The following is a 19,516-nucleotide window of genomic DNA, read 5'->3' as shown; positions in this document are numbered from 1 at the left end:
ATGATACACGACAGGTGATAGCTGGAGATTGATCCCGCAGCTAAGTTTAACTGCGGGAATTGTGTTTACTTATCGCCCTACATTTTCAATCCAGCCTTTTTCGATTGCTGAAATCCATGAGGCTTGAAGTTCTGGTAAAGCGTTTTTTGCAAGCTCTTCAGCTGGCGCCACTTTTGGATGACGTTCGATCTTTGCAAAGCTGGCTTTAATGTCGTCAGCAGTACGATTAATCTCAATCGCTGGCGCTGCACCCCATACATCAGGCTGGGCTTTTTCAAGCTGTGCTTTTCCTGACAAAAGGACATTCTGCAAAACAAGTGCAGCGGCTTTGTTTGGCGAATTGAACGGGATGATCGTATAATTAGTGTTGCCAATTGTTCCGTCTGTTAAACCATAGCCTTGGCTTGTTGGTGGGAATGTACCATTTTCAATTTTAATGCCGACGCCAGCTGGCTCGTAGTTAAATGTGAGTGCGATTTCTGAATTTGCATAAAGCTGCTCATGAGCTGCAATTGTTTTTGGATAGGTTTTTCCCTCGCGCCAGAGATAAGGCTCAAGATCATTGAGAATCTTCCATGTCTTGGCTGAGGCCTCATCATATTTAGCTTGGTCAAATTCACCCAAAAGGTTCTCAACGCCGCCGGCAGCATGATAAAATACATGACGGACGAAAACCGCGCCGTTAAAATCAGGTGGTGCAGGATATGTAAATTGACCCGGATTCGCTTTAACCCATTCAATTAATTCTCCAATTGAACGAGGCGGGTTTTCAACAGTTGCTGTGTTGTGAGTGAATGAGAATTGTGTTTTTGACCAAGGGACTTCGCACCCATCAACGGGCACACCAAAATCATTGGCGATCGATGGGTTGTCCCAGTTCACCAGCGCATTGTTTGGTAGTAAATTAGTATAGCCACAATAGGCAAGATTACCCTGTTTCATCGTACGGAAGTTTTCACCGTTGATCCAAATCATGTCCACGGTGCCTTTATCCATCACGCCGGCTTCTTTTTCGCCGAGTACAATGTTGACCACTTCTGCAGTGTCACTAATGCCGACGCGGTTGAGTGTGATATCATATTCATCCTTTAAGATGCCGCCGATATATTCAGAAACATATTGGTTGATGCTATCGGAGCCGCCCCACATAAACCAGTTTACCTCGCCGCCTTTGGCGATGGTTTTAATTTCATCCCATGATTTGTTTAAAAGTGCCGTGCCATCGGCTGTATCAGCGTGCGAACTTACTGATGCAAGCGACACGGCAGTCGCAAACAATGTTGTTTTAATTATTTTATTCATGGTTCCTCACAATTGTGTTTTTTATTATTGCTTGAGCGGTCTGTTTACCCCAAGAAAGCTCAAGACCTCCCAATTTATAAATTCACGTGGTAACGAATAGATCGATGTTCGTCTATCATCTGTGCCATCACAATATGTTGAATTGCCGGGTACCCACCAATTTTATTGATAGGAATTATCAAAATTGGTGGTTTGAATGTAAAAAATCGAGATTTTAGCTTGTTTTAGTCGCTTATTTAACACGGCTTCGCAAAAGCCAAATAAAGAAGAAACCGCCAATCAGCCCGGTTACAATGCCAATTGGCATATCATCTGGAGACATGATTGTGCGAGAGATGATGTCAGCCCATATTAAAAATATCGCTCCTAGAAGCGCAGAAACGGGGAGAACCCGGGTGTAGCTACCGCCAACAAATAATCGAGCGATATGTGGTATCATGAGACCGACAAATCCGATTATCCCTGAAAATGCCACCATGACACCGGTAATAAGTGCGCCAACTGCAAAAACGATTAGTCTAAATCGGGTCACTGCAATTCCCAGGGTAGATGCAGTTTCATCACCAACCGTCATCGCATTTAAGTTTGCGGCATTTAACTGCAGGTATCCACCGCAAATTGATAGAATGATTAAAGGATAGATCAGCTGTTCCCATTGCGCCAATCCAAGGCCACCTAACATCCAAAATACCACTGTATGCGTCGCACGTGGATCACCCAGAAAAATAAGGATATTGGCGAGTGACATGACGATGAATGAAACCGCTACACCTGCCAAAATGAGTTTATCTGCGCTGGTTGCAGAGGCAAATCTGGAAACAGCCAGCACAAGTAAGGTTGCAATTAATGCGCCCAAAAATGCTAGTAACGGCACGGTTACCAATCCAAGGAATAAGCCGGTATGTAGCAGGGCGAGGATTGCGCCAAATGCGCTGCCTGCAGAGATCCCTAAAAGATGCGGGTCTGCGAGTTGGTTTCGCGTCACCGCTTGAAGGCTGGCGCCAACAATTGCCAGTCCAGCCCCCACAAGACATGCAAGTAATGATCTTGGCAATCTAACTTCCCAGATTATCGCTTCTCGACCTGCTGACCAATCAACCGGAATCACATCATTTACGAATTTATTGGCAACAACCCCCAAACCGTTGAGAAAGGTATAGATATTGCACCTACGCTCACCGCCACGGTAATAGACATTATGAGCGAGAGAAAACCCGCTAATAAAGCCAACCGATAAGTTTTTTTCGAATGATGATTGGTCACTATGAACTGCTACTTTGTACTATTTACGAAACGCGGTTGCGAGCGTTTTAACAGCTTTAATGTTGCGTGGGCCAGGCGTCGCCTCGACATATTCAAGCGTTACAAAGCGATCGTTTTTCACAGCATCGATGTCAGCAAAAGCTGGGTTTGACATCATGAAAGCACGCTTTTCTTCAGCTGTTACTGTTCCATAATTGACGATAACAATGATTTGCGGATTACGCTCGATAACTGCTTCCCAGCCAACAGTTGCCCAGCTTTTTTCAAAATCGTTCATGATATTGACCCCGCCAGCCGCTTCAATCAGAGCATTTGGCATTGCATAACGCCCAGCTGTAAACGGTGTTTCTTCGCCACTATCATAAATGAATACACGTGGTGCGTTTTCCAAAGGTTCAAGGCTTGCTGTATAGGCTGCCAGCTCGTCTTTATATCCCTTTACAAGCGCATTGGCTCGCTCTTCTACATCAAAAATTGCGCCAAGGTTTAGTATGTCATTGTACATATCATCCATGCTCGCTGCGTCTTTTTTTGAAATATGAATGCAGCTTTCTGTGAGCTCATATACGTTTATGCCGAATGGTTTAAGTGTCTGAGGCGTGACTTCTCCACCAACTTTCATGCCGTAATTCCAGCCAGCAAAAAGGAAGTCTGCATCGGCACCGATCAGCACTTCTTTGCTCGGATATTTTTCCGCAAGCTCAGGTAATTCTTTAACACCTTCGCGCATTTGCTCATCCAGTGTTTTCCATCCTGAAATGCCGGTGTAACCAACCATATGATCGGTTAAACCCAATACAAGCATCATTTCGGTTAGGTTCACATCGTGCGATACTGCAGCTTTTGGAATTGTGTCAAAGTGTATTTCGCGGTCGCAGCTTTGAACGGTTGTTTGGGCAAGCGCTGCAGATGTAAAAAGTGTTGCGGCAATTGTTAATGAAGTCAGTTTCATAAGGTACTATCCGATATTAATTTATGTGGAATGAGAAATGTTCAATGTTGCTCGGGGCAAGTCTTTCTCGATGCGCGTCGACCCGAAATATTTCCGATACTAATTGTTCAGTCAAAACCGTTTCTGGTGGACCAAAATCCATGGTATGGCCGTCTTTAAGTAGCAAAATAGAATCGCAATATTTTGCGGCCATATTTAAATCATGCAAGGAGACTAAAATCGTCAGATCAAGGTCCTGAATGAGTTTTAAAATTTCAAGCTGATGACGTATGTCCAGATGATTGGTAGGTTCATCCAAAATCAGAATTTGTGGCTCTTGCGCTAATGCACGTGCTACCATGACGCGTTGTCTTTCTCCGCCAGAGAGTAATCCCAAATCTCGCGTCGCAATTTTTTCCAGGCCCAATTTTGTAATAACACGATCTATTATTTCCCCGTCTTTTTTTCCGCCTGAAGACATGCCGGATTGATGCGGAGTGCGCCCCAGTGAAATGATCTCACGCACTGTTAGACCAAAAGATGAAGGATGTTCCTGGAGCACCGCAGCGATCTTTCGTGCTACTTTTCGAGGTGACATTTTCCAAATATTTTCACCGTCAATGAGAACTTCACCACTTGTTGGTTTTTGATAACGATAAACCATTCTCAAGAGCGTGGATTTACCAGCACCGTTTGGACCAACAATGCCTAATACTTTACCGGCTTTGAGTTCGAAGCTGGTGGGATGCAATAGTAGTTCACCCTCGCGGCTCGATTTCCAGCTGACATTTTTTAAAGTTATATCTGCAGCATTCATGAGTTTAGCATCTCGCAACGTTCAGACATAATCATCGCAGCGGGGCGCTGTGAAAGCGCGTTTAGATCAAAATTACCTGGTAGAGTGGTTGGACCAGACGCGGTGCCTGTTGTTTGTGAATAATGTTTTGCGTAACCGATCAGATCGTTGATATCAGATTGAGGGTGTATATCGCCGAAGATCAGTATTTCATCTTCAGAACATTGAAAACCAAGCGTACAAGCGCGCTTGCATTCGGTCATTAAAACATATCCGGACATTTCAAAATCATCACCCACGAGACGGCTGGTCGCGGCTAAGGCGGTGCTTAACCTTTGAACCAAATTAATGCCAGGAAGACAATTTTCATTCGTGTGTCTGCAGGACGTGCAAACACTTATTCTGTGGTTTTTCTGTCCCATATCGCCCTCCGCGATTGCGCGGGGTATGGTGCAGGAAGACGCATATAGACGGATAAATTCCGTAGCTCATTTTAATCTCCTGTCCGAACACCCCGTCCGGGTTGAAGTTGCATTTTATATGGCAGGTCTCCTGACTTGCGGGTCGATGCTTGCCCAATCCTTCCCGAATGTTCTTGCCATTCAGTGGTGATTTTGGGTTCGCTCTCCGCTTACAGTTGCGGGGGCAGTTACGGATTTGGCGCCTACTGGCTACTCCTCACCATATTCCCTTTTCATTCCGGTTGTGCTTTTGCCTTCCAGAAACCATATAAATTCAGTCTTGGCTCAAATCATTGATCAAGTCAATGAGCGGCCAAGCATTTTATGGATGTTATATTGGTGAAAATTGTGAGCTGAGAATACGGCTGATAAATCGCAACTTAACGACCTGCCTGTTTTATAAAATACTCCGGATTTGAATTGTCTCATAGCGAGAAAGCTTACCTACATGAACTGTAGATAAGATAATGTAACGTTATTACATAACAAATGCAATGGAAGCAAACCAAAAAAGGAAAAATGAGATAGTTTTCTTATCCTTCGGCTAAGTTCTTAAGTTTTTGTATCGCGACATCAGGGTTTTCACCAAAAGAGATGGTACCTTTGAAATGACCTTTAGCATCTACAAGAAAGATAGAGGCGGAATGGTCCATTGTATAATCATCATCATCGAGCGGGATTTTCTTCCAATAAACATGCCAGGATTTTGCAAGCCTTTCGACATCATCTGGTTTTCCGGTAATGCCGATGATCCGGTCTGTGAAGTTTTCGACATACGACTTCATAACATCAGGGCTATCGCGTTCTGGATCAATCGTGACAAAATATGACTTGATGTTTTGGCCATCGTTGCCCAATTCATCCAGCCAGGTCGAAAGTTCATAAAGTGTTGTTGGACACACTTCTGGGCAATGGGTAAAGCCGAAAAAGACCGCGATAGGGTGTCCACTAAGCGCTTGGTCTGTGATTGTATCACCATTGTGATCAATAAGCTTGAACGGCTCACCAATCTTCATTCCTGACATATATTGGTTGTCAGTTCCTTTGATCAAAAATTGATAGGACAAAAGCGCAGCCATGAAAAGAAGTAGGGTGACTATCGCCACCCAAGCTCCAGTTTTTATCGAACCAAGTGCACTCATTTTGAATGTCCGTGATGTCCGCGTTCTACCTTTTTAACGGGTAGTTCAAATTCCACAGTGCCGGCCTTTTCAAACTCAAGTGTGATTTTACGAGTTTCTCCCTCGACCATTTGTTCTGCAAGCTTCATGAACATGACATGCAAGCCACCGGATTTCAGCGTGACCTCGCCACCTGCCGGAATTTCCAAGCCACCTGCGATTTTTCGCATTTTCATGATATCGCCTTCCATTTTCATTTCGTGCACTTCAACTTTGCCGGCAAAAGCGGCCGTACCACCGATCAAGCGATCGGATTCAGCGCCGTTGTTCTGGATCATCATATATCCCGCAGACACAGGTGCATTTGGGGGCGTGGCACGGATGATTGGAGATGTAATTTTCAAATCACCCACACTGACAGTTTGCATATCGTGGGCATTATGTCCGTGATGCCCTGAATGCTCAGCTGCAGCTGTTTTGATCAAGATACCCGGTGCGGGTCTTTTTAGATCATGTGAATTTTGACCCTCTGCCGGGATTTCGCTCCATGATAATTCACTGGTTGCGCAGTTTTGTACAACTGGAATATAGAGCATTTTACCTTTGGCTAATTCGTCGGTGAAACGGGCACGAAAGATAAACTCGTCATAATGCGCGTTTTTGAGTTCGCCGCCAGACCAAATAATTTCTTTAACACCGGATGTGATTTTTCGCCCGTGGTTTTCATATTCATTTGCATAATCGCCGGTAATGGTTTCAAGTGACCAACCAGCTTTCGGCATTGGTTTTACCGAGATGATTCCTTCTGGAATTGTGATGGTAACTTTCTCGGTCGATTGCTCATCGCAGCCGTGGCCGATGCGAATGGCTAATCTTTGATAGGTATTTATGGCTGCTTCCTTTACATCAAATGTCGCATGGGCATTGGCTAAAGTAGTAAATGCTGTTGTTGCAAGCGTTGTGATAAGAGCTGCAGTACTTAGTTTTGAAATGAAAAGTTTCATAATTGTCTCCAAAGACACAGATCATTTTGTTTGATCATGTGTCCGAATAAATATTTATTTGTGTGATTAGAGCACTCTGGATCTACCCGAATTCTTCTCGGCGATCAGGAGTGAAATATTTATATCGTGAGACTAGGTGGTCCAGTTGGTGGAGCGCCTGCCAATTGGATTGTTTGCGGAAGAGAAAACTCACGGTTTGGTGCGATAACAAAGTCAATTTCTTTAATCGCACCAGCAAATTGCTGAGACCGTTCGGGAATGATAACCGCACCAGCAATTGTACAATCCGGGCAGCCTTGAGACGTGCTGCTCTTTCCATCGCCTTCTCCGCCGAAACATATGACGGGTACGGAACCATCTGGAAGTGTGTAGGCAGCAAGTTCGATATCAGAAGCGGTTGTTGATGAAATAACGGGTCGATGCGCAAGGCCAATCCAAATCATCGCGAAAATGCTGATGATGGAAATAGCGTGACATATGTGACGACGTGTATTCATCAAGTATTCCGTCTTAAGACCTTTGATGCACCATTAGCTTTTAGTTGATTGGTTGGCAACAAACCGATTTGTCGCAGTATTAAATCTTACGGGTTTGTTGGTGGGTTTGTTGGATCGTCACAAACTTGCAGATATGGCTTTTACTCCGCTATTTGTCTCATAGATCTCAACATTCACGCCGTAAGTTTCCGCTAATTTTGGTGAGTTGAAAACATCGGTGGCTGTTCCATCGTCAATGACACGCCCATCTCGCATAAGAATTAATCTGTCTGCGTATCGTGCGGCTAAATTTAAGTCGTGAAGCGCTACAAATGTAGTGATGTTTCTATCACGTGTGACTTTGCGCACAGTATGCATGATTTCAAGCTGATGTTTTAGATCAAGTGCACTGGTAGGTTCATCCAGTAAAAACACTTTTGGCTGTCGTATAAATGCCTGCGCCAGGGAAGCCATTTGCTGTTGGCCGCCGGAAAGATCACTAATATAGGATTGCGATAAATGGTCGATATTCAGTTGGGACAAAATCGCTGAAACTGCGTCGATATCATTTTGATGAACTTTCCATCCATGCATGTGTTTTTTAGCAAGCAGAACGGTTTCAAATACAGTGAGAGCTGCATTACATGAAAAGATTTGCGGGGTGAAGCATACATCTTGGCTCCATTTTGATGGCCCTATGCTTTGAAGGGTATTTTCATCAAGCAAGACACTGCCATTTGCAGGTTTTAACAACCCGGCGATGCATCGAAACAGGGTTGATTTTCCTGTCGCGTTTGGCCCGATTACAGCAATGACCTCGCCGGAACGATTTGAAGTAAGATTGATATCATGCAGTACTTTTTTGCCGGGATAATTAAATGAAAGTGATTTGATTTGAAGTTTCATTGCCAACTTTTCCTTCTAACTGAGAGAATTAGGCTGATGAAAAAGGGCACGCCAATTAATGATGTGATCATACCGATAGGGTAGACCACGCCTGGATTGATCGCCTTACTTATGATGGATGTGAGTGACATCATCAAACCACTGGATATGGCCGATAGCGGCAAGAAAAATCTCTGATCTTCACCAACGATCATGCGTGCAATGTGTGGTCCTACCAAACCAACAAATGCAATCGTTCCGACAAATGAAACAGCCGTTGCTGCTAAAAGGGAAATTATGATGAGCATCTCAATCCGCAGGCGTTTAACATTTACACCTAAGCTTGCTGCTTTATCATCGCCCATGCGCAATGCTGTAAGTGCCCAGTTTCGCGACATAAAATAGGGTATGCAAATTGCTAGCATGGCGACGCAAACAGCAATTTTTGGCCAACTAGCGCGCGACAGAGAGCCCATCATCCAAAATACAATTTGCGTGAGTTGAATTTCAGATGCTGCATATTGCATGAGAGCCAAAAGAGCATTGAAAGTGAACATTAATGCGATGCCAACAAGAACCATTGTTTCTGTTGTGACACCCCGCATACGCGTAAATGCATAGATTATAAATGAGGTTGATAATGCTACGGCAAATGCATTAGCGGTGACTAAGAATTGACCTGCAAATGGTATGAGATTTACTTGAAATACAATCGCAAGAGCTGCTCCAAACCCGGCGGCAGAATAAATTCCCAAGGTGAAAGGATCAGCCAGTGGATTGTTCAGGATTGTTTGCATTTCTGCGCCTGCACATCCGAGCATTGCACCTACCAAGATTGCCATGATGGCAATAGGTAAGCGTAAATCCCAGATGATGACATTGGTTTGAACTGATGTTTCGCTGGGTGAAATTATAGCCGTAAGCACGTCACCGATCGGCATGAAACTTGGGCCCCAGCTTACATCAATAATGAAGCTTATAATGAGTAGAAAAACAGCCAAAAGTATGAAGATTTTTCGTTTGAAAGATCGAAAAATAAATTGGGTGCTTGTATCACCCTCTAGCAATTCATCTGTTGCAAATTGAATGTTCATTTTAGATTACTTACTGCAATAAGGGCGATAAAGATTAATTTGCCGAACCAACGGAATTGTCGTTGTTTGCGGTCATGAGCAGACGTTTGAACTGTTCGCGCCATCGATAATATGTTGTGTCCGTTACACCTGCATCTTGGCAGGCTTTAAATACTCGGACTCCATTGGCACGGCTTTTTTCTATTTTTTTGACCAATGAAATGGCTTGAGCTTTTGAATATTTTTTATTGATCATAATAGGTCCTAGAAAAATGCCAGTCTGCATATAAAATCCAGACTGGCTTTGTTGCGTTGGTAGGGTGTTATTGGAGGGTAGCCCAGAACACACCGCTTGCTTGTATTGGAAGGAACTTGTCATGGAGTTCCTCAAAGGTTTCTACTGGGTCCAGATCGGTGAACTCGTCTGGGTGAAACCATTTTGCAAATGCTTGCAACGCAACAAAATGATAGGGGCTGTTGTAGAATTGGTGATAGACGGAATGGAAGCGTTTGTTTTTCACAGCATCCATTGTGGACCAACCATTACGCTCGGCAAGGCCTTGCAATCTTTCCTGAACCGCTTCGTCTGTGGCATCATAGCCAAGCAGAACAGCCGTTACTGCAGGGCGTGCAACAGACCAGTTTGCACCAGTACCGATGATAATTTCCGGCTTGTCTGCGAGAACGGCTTCAAAGCTTGCATTACCGCGAAAACCAGGAAGCTTTACAGATCCCCAATTTTGACCGCCAGCTTCATCAATTAGGCGCCCAAGATTTGCACTGCCAAATGTGCTGCAACAACTATCAGGGTTCCATCCGGCTGCGTTTTCAAGAAACACAAGTGGACGCGTATCATTGTCCAAACCATCAACAACATTGGTCACACGGCGCATTTGTTTGATATAGTAATCAACAAATTCCTGGGCGTTTTCTTCTTGGTCAAATACGCGACCAAGCAATTGTAAACTTGGAACTGTGTTCTGTGTGGGGCGCTGACGGAAGTCTACAAAGATGACTGGAATTCCAGCTTTGGCAAGATTATCTATCACCCCTGTTTCTTGTGCTTTGAGCAGGTTGCCAAGATTTAAGATTACCAAATCAGCATCTAGTGAAATCGCGCTTTCTATGCTGAAATCACCCGAATAGGGGCTGCCAAAATTCTTGATCTCTTTTTCGATGCTAGGAAATTTAGCTTTGTATTTTTCAAATGCATCTGGGTCATATTGAATTAAATCGTCTTTCCAGCCGATCACATTTTCAAAAGGGTTTTCGCGCTCAAGAACAGCGATGGAATAGATCATTCGACCCTCACCAAGGATAACGCGCTCAACACCTTTTTTAACATCAACTGTCCGTCCCGCGATATCCGTCACGGTGATGGTTTCTTGCTCCATAGCGGATGCCTCGATCACGGACATAGCCATGAAAGCCGACAGCATGAGGGGGATAACTCGACCCAGATTTGGGCGAGAAAATTTGATAATCATTGCATTCTCCAATTCGAGTTCAAGGCTCGACTTAAAACTTGAGTAAAAAACTCATATTAATAAATGCAAGTAAACAAACATGACTATTAGAGTCAAGTTTAAAATGAAAATCTTTCAAGATCAGCTGATTTTAATGTTAAAGGGATGCGTGCACGCGGAACAATTTTTTGCTCAGCGCAGTTTCAGCCATAATAGTCGTCTGATGATTATCTAACGTGGTTCTGAACCATCATAGGTTTCACCAAGTGCGTAAGGTGCATGCAAGCGTAACCGCGCGCCATTGGAAGAGATGACAGCCAAGACAACAATTGTTACGATAAATGGCATTGCTGACAAGAGTTGTGATGGGATGCCCACGCCCAACGATTGTGCAACAAGTTCACCCAATGACACCATGCCAAACAAATAAGCGCCAAGGAAAATTCGTCCTGTTTTCCAAGTGCCAAACACGACCAGTGCAACAGCAATCCATCCGCGCCCAGCAATCATACCATCCGCCCAAAGCGGTGTGTAGATGGTTGAAGCATATGCACCTGCAAAACCAGCTAACAGGCCACCAAAGGCAACACTTCCATATCTAATGAGCTTAACCTTGTAACTAAGAGCTTCAGCTGCCTTAGGGTTTTCACCAGCTGCACGAATTGCAAGACCCAGGCGAGTTTTGTTAAGGCAATAGCTAATCATAATGGCAAGAATAATTGTGAGATAAACAACAATGTTTTGTTGAAAGAACACGGGTCCCAAAAAGGGTATGTCACTTAAGATCGGAATGTTGATAGGGCCGGGCGGCGTGATGGTTAAGCTCTCGTGCTCTTTACCAATCAAAGCTGAAAGCCCTAATCCCAATATTCCAACGGCTAATCCAGTCGCCACCTGATTTGCTAAAAACGTGATGGAAACAACGGCGAAAACCAGCGACACAAGTACCCCTGCTATGCCCGCCAGAGCAAAACCTAGCAAATGGCTTCCGGTCTGATAGGTGACAACAAAACCAACAGCGGCGGCTACAGCCATCATGCCTTCCACGCCTAAATTCAGCATTCCTGATTTCTCGGCAACTAATTCACCAAGTGCTGCTAAGAGAAATACCGTCGCAGCGCTCATTGTGCCTGCAAGAAAAAACTCGATAGGTGTCATGATTATGCACCCTCCATCTGTTCTTGTTTGATCTTGTTTGGCTTAAGGCGGTAATTTACAAATGTATATGTAGCTAGATACGTTACGAGCAAAAGGCCTTGGAAGATGTGAACTGAACTAATGGGCAGATCTGCTGAGACGAGTGCTATATCACCACCAATATGAATAACCGCTAAGAAGAAAGCTGCGAAGATAATGCCGATTGGGTGGAGAGCGCCTAAATAGGCAACAATGATGGCGGAGTAACCATATCCAGATGTGATTGAACGTTGTAATTGTCCGATAGGACCTGCGACTTCACTCATGCCTGCAAGTCCTGCTGCCATGCCTGCGATCAGAAGACTTTTCCAAACCGCACCTTTTGAGCTGAAACCGGCATAAGTTGCTGCTTGTGGGGCAAGGCCACCAACAACAAGCTGAAACCCTCCGAAGCGCTTTTCCATGTAAATCCAGGCAAAAATAGTGAACAAGATTGGAATGATCAGCGACCAGTTCAACCGGTAACCAAAGACGATTGGGGGAAATAGAGCTGCATCTTGGAACATAACAGTCTGCGGGAAATTAAAGCCCATTGGATCTTTCCAGGGGCCAAGCAGAAGATAATATAAAACTTGCAGGGCAATGGACGTCAGCATCAATGTAACTAAAATCTCGTTGGCATTGTATTTGGTCTTTAAAAACGCAGCGATTGCTGCCCAGGCCATGCCGCCCAATGCGCCGAGAACGATCATTGCAGGTAATATCAATATTGAATGTGAATCAGTCAAAAATACCGGCACGGATCCAGCAGCGATGGCGCCCATTATCATCTGACCCTCAGCGCCGATATTCCAAATTTTGGCGCGAAAACCGATCGCAAGTGCTTGCGCGATTAATAATAGCGGTCCAAATTTTAGAAAAATTTCAGATATTGAATAGGCGCTTTCAAAAGGTTCGATGAAAAACGCATAAAATGTCAGGCCAACTGACTTGCCCTGCAATAGCAACATGATGCCGCTTAGAAAAACAGTGATGGCGATTGTGATGAAAGGGACGGCCAACATAACGCGTCTTGATGGCGTTACGCGCCGTTCAAATTCAAACTGCATGTTCGGTCTCCTCGCGCGTCTCACCAATCATATATTCACCAATTTCATCGGGTGTGACTTCACTTGTTGTCAGCGATGGTGAGAGCCGACCGCTGCGTAATACATAAATTCGGTCGGTGATTTCAAACAGCTCTTCTAGCTCTTCTGATATAACCAAAATCGCAACACCACTCTCTCGTAAGCTAATAAGCTTTTGGCGTATTTCGTTTGCCGCCCCCACATCAACACCCCAGGTGGGCTGTGACATAAACAGGAATTTTGGAGCTAGCATCAACTCTCGGCCAACCAGAAATTTTTGTAAGTTTCCACCAGATAATGAGTTTGCGGCAGCAGATGTGCCAGAACATTTGACCTTAAAATCGTTAATACATTTTTGAGTGAATTGGGTCACGACACTGTTTTGTATGAAGCCGTTTTTCAACATGCCATCTTTAAATGCTGTGAGCAGTGTATTTTGATTAAGGCTCATTGGTGGAACAGCACCTCTGCCTAATCTTTCTTCCGGTACAAATGAAAATCCCAAGTCCCGACGGCTAGTCACATCCTTATCGGTGACGGACTGGCCTAAAATTTCGATTGAAGATGGGGTGAGATCACGTCTTATATCTTCGCCAGAGATTATCCGGCCCAACTCTTGTTGACCATTTCCGGAAACACCGGCGATGCCAACGATCTCTCCGCCGAACACTGACAAATTGATATTTTTAAGTTCTGGCCCAAATGGATCTGAGTTTTTCACCGACAAATTTGTAATGTTTAGGACAGCATTTTCACTTTTGTTAGTGCTTTGGCGTTGTTCGATTTTTGGAATGTCTCGACCAATCATTAAAGTTGCCAATTCATGGGCGCTCTTTTTATTCGGATCAATGACACCGGTTACCTTACCATTTCGTAAAATGGTTGCGGTGTCGCAAAGCTCACGAATTTCTTCAAGCTTGTGAGAAATATATAAAATCGCAACACCATTGTCTTGGAGTTTTCGCAACGCGTCAAATAGGGAGCGCACATGCTGTGGCGGCAGAACTGAAGTTGGTTCGTCCAAAATGAGAAGTTTTAAATCTTGTAACAAGCAGCGAATGATTTCAACGCGCTGTCGTTGACCAACAGAAAGAGAGCTCACCATGGCATCGGGCTCGATCTCAAGTTGGTATTCTTGACTCACGTCTTTAATGCGTTCGATGAGCTCTTTACGTGTGCCCTTGATAGTCAGAGCTATGTTTTCAACAACGGAAAGTGTTTCAAACAAAGAAAAGTGTTGGAAAACCATGCCGATGCCGAGCTCGCGGGCAATTGATGTGTTCCAATGATCTATTTTTTCACCTTGCCAAAAAATCTCACCTGCATCAGGCGGAACAACGCCATAGGCAAGTTTCATGAGTGTTGATTTCCCGGCGCCGTTTTCACCTAGTACCGCATGAATTGAACCAGGAGATACGTCTAAATCAACCGCATCATTGGCAACCAATGAACCATATATTTTTGTAAGGCCTCGCAAAGATAATAGCGAAGATTGATCATTGTGCATTGTGGTTCGTTCCGTTCATCCGAGATTGGTGAAATGCCCCGATATTATATACCGGGGCATCTGATTATTATTTTGGTAGAGGTGAGTTTACACCTTGAACGTGCCAATCGATGCCCAAAATAGCGCCGTCTTCTAGGCGAGAACCAGCAGCGACGATTTCTTCGCCCGCTTGGTTTAGAATTGGACCATCGTAGACGTGACGTGCCCCAGATGCGATTTCAGCTTCAACGGCTTTGATCTTTGCCATCATTTCTGCGCTGATATCTGAGTTCCAGTCCTCGCTCACAACGACATCTTCTTTCATGCCAAGCCATTGGTTTTGACCATCAAAACTACCTGCCATATGTGCTTCTACGGATGCTGTGAAGAAAGGTGCCCAATCGGTTTTCACAACGCCAAGATATTTCGTTGGCGCATATTCTTTCATCGAGCTATTCAAATTAAACACATATGCACCTTCTTCTTCACCCACGGATACAACAGAAGGGGTGTCTTGCGCATTTGAGAACAAGATGTCAGCACCTTGTGCGATTAATGCCTTTGCAGATGCTTGTGCTTTCGCAGGGTCAAACCAGGAGTTAATCCAAATCACATCGACAGTAATTTCTGGATCAATTGAGCGTGCACCTAAGGTGAAACCATTAATGGTCGAAATCAATTCTGGGATCGCAAAAGCAGATACAACACCAAGTTTTTTTGTTTTGGTAAGTTCCGCAGCTGCCATGCCCATCAGATAAGCACCTTCGAAATATTTAGCTGTGAACGGTGAGAAGTTCTTTGCAGTTTTATAGCCTGATGCATGAATGAATGACATGTCAGGGTTACGCTGAGCAAGCTTCAAGCCACCATTCATATAACCAAATGAACCGAGCAATAAAAACTTGTTACCATCGCCAACCATTTTGTTCATGATGCGGTCTGCATCTGGACCTTCTTGGATGTTTTCAACGATGTTGAGGTTAACTTTATCGCCGTATTTTTCTTTAACTGTGTTAAAGCCTTCCACAAGGGCATGCGACCAACCCACATCGGCAATTGGTGATGGAAGTAATACACCGATGTCAAGCGTTTCTGCTTTCGCAGTTGCGCCAAAAGCTGCAACCGACATTGCTGCTGCAAGCGCCATTTTCTTTAAGCTGTTAAGTTTCATGTTAGGTTTCTCCTGTTTGGGTTCTTATTGTTTGTAAATTACGCGTTCTACATGTGCCGAGGCTTCAGCCACCAGCATGTCTTCATCAAGGCCAATTAATTCACCATTTCGCCACACAACTTTCCCATTGATGATGGTCAAATCAACCGAAGTTCCGATACCCAGTTTTGCGATTAGGCTTTCTGGGGCATGCCGTGCTCCGACATATTCTAGTTTGTTGATATTGATGGCGAACAGATCTGCCGCCATGCCTTCTTTTAACAAGCCGATGTCAGATCGGCCCAGGCAATCGGCTCCACCTTTTGTGGCAAAGTTTAAAAACTCTTTCGGCTGCGGTACAACAAAATCATGTTGATCAGCAACAAGTGCTTGAAGCATGTATGAGCTATGGATGCAGTGCATTAAGTTTGAATTGTCATTGGATGCAGCGCCATCTACGCCGAGGCTCACGCGTACGCCTTTTGATGCCATTTCGGCAATGGGTGTGACTTCCGCGCCAACAAGATAGACGGGTTCAGGACAGTGTGACACGCCGGTTTGTGTCGAAGCGAGTTTTTCAATCTCAGAACCGTTTAGTTCCCAACAATGAGCCAGCCAAACATCGCGCCCCAAAAAGCCAATATCTTCGCACCAGTCGACGGTTCGCATGCCTGTGCGCTCTTTGATAACTTCGCTTTCACCTTCACCCAAATGCGTGTGCAACAGCACGTTTTTATCACGAGCAAGTTTGATGCTTTCAACAAATGTCTCTTTGTAAGAATTGACCGGTTGGCAAGGCGCAACAGCGACTTGGCGCATCGAGAACTTTTCAGGATTATGGTATTTATCGATCAAGCGCTCACAGTCAGAAATGAACTCATCTGTCGTTTCGAGCATCTCATCAGGGATAGTGCTGCCTTCAGATTTTGGCAAAGTGTTGCCACCGCGTCCTGCATGAAAACGCATGCCTAACAATTCAGCTGCTTCAAACTGTCGATCAACAATGTTTTTACCAGCATGGCGCGGGAAATTATACTGGTGATCAAATGCTGTTGTACATCCGTGCTTGATCAGTTCCGCCATGGCTACAATTGAGGAGTGATAAAAACACTCTTCGTCGAGGCGAGAAAATATCGGGTAAATTAAATCCAGCCATTCAATGACGGAATATTTTGTCCAATCAAGGTGAGCATTGTTGCGCACAAAACATTGGAAGAAATGGTGATGCGTGTTGATTAATCCAGGATAGATAAAGTGTCCGGTTGCATCAATGATCTCGAGGTTATCAGGCAAATCACTGACATCAATATCGACTGCAATTTTTTCGATTTGGTTATCTTTGATAAGAAGATCACAACCTCTATGGATTTGTCCATCATGGTTGCAGGTAACAATAGCTTCGCACGATTTTAGCAAAAGGTAACTCATTTGCCAGCTCCTGCGGTCGAAGGTTTTTGTGCGCCGTAGTCGATTTCATGATCTTTAAGCTCATGCATTGCATAAATGCCTGGCATGGGGATAAAGCCTTCCAGCGATTTAATTGCATAAATCCAATTGCGGATTGCCGGATAATCATCGTGATCCAAGCCGATATTCGCGCCAACATCAGGGCTTAACGCGACGTAGGGAAAGCAGGCAATATCCGCGATCGTTGGTTTGTCACCTGTCAGGAATGAAAATCCGTCAAATGATTGTTCGGTCAGGTGGGCTTCAATTTTGCGCAAAGCCGCCCGTCCGCCTTTGATCATTTTGTCTTTATCAATCGGTGTTTGAAATAGTGCATGAAGACGACCTTGACCGATGGTAGCAGTTAAGTCTGATGCAAAGCCCATCCAATGCATAATCTGTGCTTGTACAGTGATCTCGTTTTCCGGCCACCAGTGATCAGGGGCGTTATAATTTTTTGCCATCCAGTAAAGCATAGCAGAGGTTTCGCTTAAAACCATGTCATCTGTTTTTAAGATGGGTAACGTGCCGGCGGGTGAAATCGCGAGCATTTCTTCAGATCGATGTTCAGCTGCTGGATAAAACTCAACGGCAATGCGGCTATACTCTATTTTTAGAATGCTGGCGAAAAGTCGAATTTTGTAACAGTTGCCCGACAGAGCATAATCATACAGGGTAAAACTCATTCCGCGGCCACCGAATTGCTCGTGTCTGTAGGTTTTTCAGCAGGGTTTAAAAGTGCCCCGTAAAGTGCGCCACGTCGCTTTAGCCAGCGTCGATATGCGATGGAGGTCAGGTCAGCACGTGTTGGAATTTCCATTTTAGGATCGAGCGGCAATTTTGTGGGAACCTGATTTTCCAATATGGATCTGTCTTGTAGGAAGATTAGTTGTTGAAACTCAATCATATCCGCCATTGTACTTTCGTCATCATAAAGTGCCATCCATGGCCAGACATCACATGTTTCCTCGTCGATCGGCTGCACGAAAATAGCAATCACATCCTGCACATCATCACGCGTTGGGCAGGTTTTGTACAAAATAGCGTTCATCGGCGAAGGTACGCGATAAACATAATCTGTAATAATGCCATCACTGGCAGATTTTGCGGCTTGTGGCTGGTAGAATTTCACCTTTGTGGCGATGACTTCGTCTTTATCATCATCGATATCAACTGAATAAGGTTCAACTTCTGTGTGTGGTTCAGAGCCCAAAATATCTGTGTGAACAAATGGGAAATGCGCGATGTCTAAAAAATTTTCAACTGCACGAAGTGGCGAGCATCTCACTCGAACAACACCGCATGGCACAAATCTGCGATCTTTTTCGTCTGCTTCGGGGACATCAAAAAGAGATTTTGGTGTTGCTGAAGGGCTGGTCCAAAGATGGTCATAGGCTTGTTTTGTGAGCCAATTTTTTCCCCATGGGTTACAATTATACGACCATCGGAATGTTTTGAGAGTTCGATATCCATCCCTAAAAGCTTGGTTTGTCGTGTTTTAGGATAAGTTGGAATGCTGGCAAGCATACCAATTGGATACCAATATTGTTTTGCTTGATCTAATGCGCTCATATCGCTGTCGCCTTGAACTGTTGTTCAGCCGCACGGCGAATAAATTCTAAAAAATGTGACATGTTTTTCTTCAAACTAGCCTGATGTTCGCCGCTTAACAAAGCGTGGATGGAGCAAGATTGGTTTGGCAGCATTTGAAAAAATAAATGTAAGATTGCTTTAGTTTCGTTAAAATGAAGCACCCAGCGATCGCTGCTTGGTTTATCGATATCGATATTGTCTAGCTCGGTGCCAAAATTTGGAAGATCCGAATTGCCAATGACATTTTGGACAACATCAATCGGGCAATTAAAACTAATAGAACGAAGTGGAGAAAGATTGTCGTCAATGGATGGTTCGGTTGCGTGACCGTCAATATTGACCCAAATTATACCACCTTTTTCGGTTGAGCTGTAAGCTTGTGCTTTGATCGTTTCAGGCGGCTCTAATTCTGGATGGGCTGGGATATATCGGCAGGTGGCTTTCTTGTCATAATGCCAGCCGTGGTAAACACATGCCAGTGCTTCGCCACGGACAAATCCGTGGGATAAACGCATGCCACGATGTGGGCAACGATTATCCCAAGCAGACAAATTGCCAGATTTGCTGCGCCAAACCACAAGGTCTTGCTCATGAACGATAGCGCGCATAACACGCCCATTCGGCAAATTCTGACTTAAACCAATAGCGACATTAGCCATTTGAAATCCTTGAAGAAAACGCAATACACATTTTGCTAATATTGCCGTTTTACTCAGCCCCAATTAATGATCGGCTGAAATTTACCCACAGATTATTGCCGCTGTCCAGCCTATTGTGCAAATAAATTCACCACGCAAAT

Annotated in this window: 18 protein-coding genes, 2 pseudogenes and 1 riboswitch; all 20 genes and pseudogenes read right to left on the bottom strand. The window is 44.4% G+C overall.

Annotated features, from left to right (window positions below):
* Nucleotides 1–69: 69 nt before the first annotated feature.
* Nucleotides 70–1,302, bottom strand: coding sequence for an ABC transporter substrate-binding protein (locus ACZ1GZ_RS02270; RefSeq protein WP_472666802.1), 1,233 nt, complete (start codon nucleotides 1,300–1,302; stop codon nucleotides 70–72).
* Nucleotides 1,303–1,534: 232 nt separating this feature from the next.
* Nucleotides 1,535–2,499, bottom strand: a pseudogene (locus ACZ1GZ_RS02265) (FecCD family ABC transporter permease).
* A gap of 85 nt (nucleotides 2,500–2,584) precedes the next feature.
* On the bottom strand, nucleotides 2,585–3,517 hold the full coding sequence (locus ACZ1GZ_RS02260) for an ABC transporter substrate-binding protein (RefSeq protein WP_472666801.1): 933 nt from the start codon (nucleotides 3,515–3,517) through the stop codon (nucleotides 2,585–2,587).
* Between the two features lie 16 nt (nucleotides 3,518–3,533).
* Complete coding sequence (locus ACZ1GZ_RS02255) at nucleotides 3,534–4,313, bottom strand: ABC transporter ATP-binding protein (RefSeq protein WP_472666800.1); 780 nt, start codon at nucleotides 4,311–4,313, stop codon at nucleotides 3,534–3,536.
* Complete coding sequence (locus tag ACZ1GZ_RS02250) at nucleotides 4,310–4,714, bottom strand: DUF1636 family protein (RefSeq protein WP_472666799.1); 405 nt, start codon at nucleotides 4,712–4,714, stop codon at nucleotides 4,310–4,312. Before ACZ1GZ_RS02250 ends, ACZ1GZ_RS02255 begins: the two co-directional genes overlap by 4 nt.
* Nucleotides 4,715–4,817: 103 nt before the next feature.
* A riboswitch (cobalamin riboswitch) is annotated at nucleotides 4,818–5,037 on the bottom strand.
* Between the two features lie 249 nt (nucleotides 5,038–5,286).
* Entirely contained in the window at nucleotides 5,287–5,895 is a 609-nt protein-coding gene (locus tag ACZ1GZ_RS02245) for an SCO family protein (protein ID WP_472666798.1), read from the bottom strand.
* On the bottom strand, nucleotides 5,892–6,878 hold the full coding sequence (locus ACZ1GZ_RS02240) for a DUF1775 domain-containing protein (protein ID WP_472666797.1): 987 nt from the start codon (nucleotides 6,876–6,878) through the stop codon (nucleotides 5,892–5,894). Before ACZ1GZ_RS02240 ends, ACZ1GZ_RS02245 begins: the two co-directional genes overlap by 4 nt.
* A 119-nt stretch (nucleotides 6,879–6,997) precedes the next feature.
* A complete protein-coding gene (locus tag ACZ1GZ_RS02235) occupies nucleotides 6,998–7,375 on the bottom strand; it encodes a hypothetical protein (protein ID WP_472666796.1) in 378 nt (125 codons plus the stop codon).
* Nucleotides 7,376–7,492: 117 nt separating this feature from the next.
* On the bottom strand, nucleotides 7,493–8,260 hold the full coding sequence (locus ACZ1GZ_RS02230) for an ABC transporter ATP-binding protein (RefSeq protein ID WP_472666795.1): 768 nt from the start codon (nucleotides 8,258–8,260) through the stop codon (nucleotides 7,493–7,495).
* Nucleotides 8,257–9,333 carry a FecCD family ABC transporter permease gene (locus ACZ1GZ_RS02225; RefSeq protein ID WP_472666794.1) on the bottom strand — a complete coding sequence of 359 codons (1,077 nt, stop codon included), beginning with the start codon at nucleotides 9,331–9,333 and terminating at the stop codon, nucleotides 8,257–8,259. Before ACZ1GZ_RS02225 ends, ACZ1GZ_RS02230 begins: the two co-directional genes overlap by 4 nt.
* Before the next feature lie 34 nt (nucleotides 9,334–9,367).
* On the bottom strand, nucleotides 9,368–9,568 hold the full coding sequence (locus ACZ1GZ_RS02220) for a transposase (protein ID WP_472666793.1): 201 nt from the start codon (nucleotides 9,566–9,568) through the stop codon (nucleotides 9,368–9,370).
* Between the two features lie 67 nt (nucleotides 9,569–9,635).
* The gene (locus ACZ1GZ_RS02215; protein ID WP_472666792.1) at nucleotides 9,636–10,799 is read right to left on the bottom strand and encodes an ABC transporter substrate-binding protein; all 1,164 of its coding nucleotides are present in this window, start codon (nucleotides 10,797–10,799) and stop codon (nucleotides 9,636–9,638) included.
* 210 nt (nucleotides 10,800–11,009) lie between these two features.
* The gene (locus ACZ1GZ_RS02210; protein WP_472666791.1) at nucleotides 11,010–11,936 is read right to left on the bottom strand and encodes an ABC transporter permease; all 927 of its coding nucleotides are present in this window, start codon (nucleotides 11,934–11,936) and stop codon (nucleotides 11,010–11,012) included.
* Between the two features lie 2 nt (nucleotides 11,937–11,938).
* On the bottom strand, nucleotides 11,939–13,024 hold the full coding sequence (locus ACZ1GZ_RS02205; RefSeq protein WP_472666790.1) for an ABC transporter permease: 1,086 nt from the start codon (nucleotides 13,022–13,024) through the stop codon (nucleotides 11,939–11,941).
* Nucleotides 13,014–14,549 carry an ABC transporter ATP-binding protein gene (locus tag ACZ1GZ_RS02200; protein WP_472666789.1) on the bottom strand — a complete coding sequence of 512 codons (1,536 nt, stop codon included), beginning with the start codon at nucleotides 14,547–14,549 and terminating at the stop codon, nucleotides 13,014–13,016. Before ACZ1GZ_RS02200 ends, ACZ1GZ_RS02205 begins: the two co-directional genes overlap by 11 nt.
* 67 nt (nucleotides 14,550–14,616) lie before the next feature.
* The gene (locus tag ACZ1GZ_RS02195; RefSeq protein WP_472666788.1) at nucleotides 14,617–15,699 is read right to left on the bottom strand and encodes a BMP family ABC transporter substrate-binding protein; all 1,083 of its coding nucleotides are present in this window, start codon (nucleotides 15,697–15,699) and stop codon (nucleotides 14,617–14,619) included.
* A 24-nt stretch (nucleotides 15,700–15,723) separates the two neighbouring features.
* Nucleotides 15,724–17,106, bottom strand: coding sequence for an amidohydrolase (locus tag ACZ1GZ_RS02190; RefSeq protein WP_472666787.1), 1,383 nt, complete (start codon nucleotides 17,104–17,106; stop codon nucleotides 15,724–15,726).
* Entirely contained in the window at nucleotides 17,103–17,810 is a 708-nt protein-coding gene (locus ACZ1GZ_RS02185) for a glutathione S-transferase family protein (RefSeq protein WP_472666786.1), read from the bottom strand. Before ACZ1GZ_RS02185 ends, ACZ1GZ_RS02190 begins: the two co-directional genes overlap by 4 nt.
* A pseudogene (locus tag ACZ1GZ_RS02180) lies at nucleotides 17,807–18,696 on the bottom strand (aromatic ring-hydroxylating dioxygenase subunit alpha). Before ACZ1GZ_RS02180 ends, ACZ1GZ_RS02185 begins: the two are co-directional and overlap by 4 nt.
* A complete protein-coding gene (locus tag ACZ1GZ_RS02175) occupies nucleotides 18,693–19,376 on the bottom strand; it encodes a Rieske 2Fe-2S domain-containing protein (protein WP_472666785.1) in 684 nt (227 codons plus the stop codon). The pseudogene ACZ1GZ_RS02180 and the gene ACZ1GZ_RS02175 overlap by 4 nt, the downstream one beginning before the upstream one ends.
* Nucleotides 19,377–19,516 lie beyond the last annotated feature (140 nt).

Source organism: Lentilitoribacter sp. JB5-8, assembly GCF_055693385.1.
This window is presented reverse-complemented; position numbering and strand designations above follow the sequence as displayed.

Excerpts from the sequence above, each read along its gene's own strand:
- ACZ1GZ_RS02270 (WP_472666802.1), bottom strand. The coding sequence starts at position 1,302 with ATGAATAAAATAATTAAAACAACATTGTTTGCGACTGCCGTGTCGCTT.
- ACZ1GZ_RS02260 (WP_472666801.1), bottom strand. The coding sequence starts at position 3,517 with ATGAAACTGACTTCATTAACAATTGCCGCAACACTTTTTACATCTGCA.
- ACZ1GZ_RS02255 (WP_472666800.1), bottom strand. The coding sequence starts at position 4,313 with ATGAATGCTGCAGATATAACTTTAAAAAATGTCAGCTGGAAATCGAGC.
- ACZ1GZ_RS02250 (WP_472666799.1), bottom strand. The coding sequence starts at position 4,714 with ATGGGACAGAAAAACCACAGAATAAGTGTTTGCACGTCCTGCAGACAC.
- ACZ1GZ_RS02245 (WP_472666798.1), bottom strand. The coding sequence starts at position 5,895 with ATGAGTGCACTTGGTTCGATAAAAACTGGAGCTTGGGTGGCGATAGTC.
- ACZ1GZ_RS02240 (WP_472666797.1), bottom strand. The coding sequence starts at position 6,878 with ATGAAACTTTTCATTTCAAAACTAAGTACTGCAGCTCTTATCACAACG.
- ACZ1GZ_RS02235 (WP_472666796.1), bottom strand. The coding sequence starts at position 7,375 with ATGAATACACGTCGTCACATATGTCACGCTATTTCCATCATCAGCATT.
- ACZ1GZ_RS02230 (WP_472666795.1), bottom strand. The coding sequence starts at position 8,260 with ATGAAACTTCAAATCAAATCACTTTCATTTAATTATCCCGGCAAAAAA.
- ACZ1GZ_RS02225 (WP_472666794.1), bottom strand. The coding sequence starts at position 9,333 with ATGAACATTCAATTTGCAACAGATGAATTGCTAGAGGGTGATACAAGC.
- ACZ1GZ_RS02220 (WP_472666793.1), bottom strand. The coding sequence starts at position 9,568 with ATGATCAATAAAAAATATTCAAAAGCTCAAGCCATTTCATTGGTCAAA.
- ACZ1GZ_RS02215 (WP_472666792.1), bottom strand. The coding sequence starts at position 10,799 with ATGATTATCAAATTTTCTCGCCCAAATCTGGGTCGAGTTATCCCCCTC.
- ACZ1GZ_RS02210 (WP_472666791.1), bottom strand. The coding sequence starts at position 11,936 with ATGACACCTATCGAGTTTTTTCTTGCAGGCACAATGAGCGCTGCGACG.
- ACZ1GZ_RS02205 (WP_472666790.1), bottom strand. The coding sequence starts at position 13,024 with ATGCAGTTTGAATTTGAACGGCGCGTAACGCCATCAAGACGCGTTATG.
- ACZ1GZ_RS02200 (WP_472666789.1), bottom strand. The coding sequence starts at position 14,549 with ATGCACAATGATCAATCTTCGCTATTATCTTTGCGAGGCCTTACAAAA.
- ACZ1GZ_RS02195 (WP_472666788.1), bottom strand. The coding sequence starts at position 15,699 with ATGAAACTTAACAGCTTAAAGAAAATGGCGCTTGCAGCAGCAATGTCG.
- ACZ1GZ_RS02190 (WP_472666787.1), bottom strand. The coding sequence starts at position 17,106 with ATGAGTTACCTTTTGCTAAAATCGTGCGAAGCTATTGTTACCTGCAAC.
- ACZ1GZ_RS02185 (WP_472666786.1), bottom strand. The coding sequence starts at position 17,810 with ATGAGTTTTACCCTGTATGATTATGCTCTGTCGGGCAACTGTTACAAA.
- ACZ1GZ_RS02175 (WP_472666785.1), bottom strand. The coding sequence starts at position 19,376 with ATGGCTAATGTCGCTATTGGTTTAAGTCAGAATTTGCCGAATGGGCGT.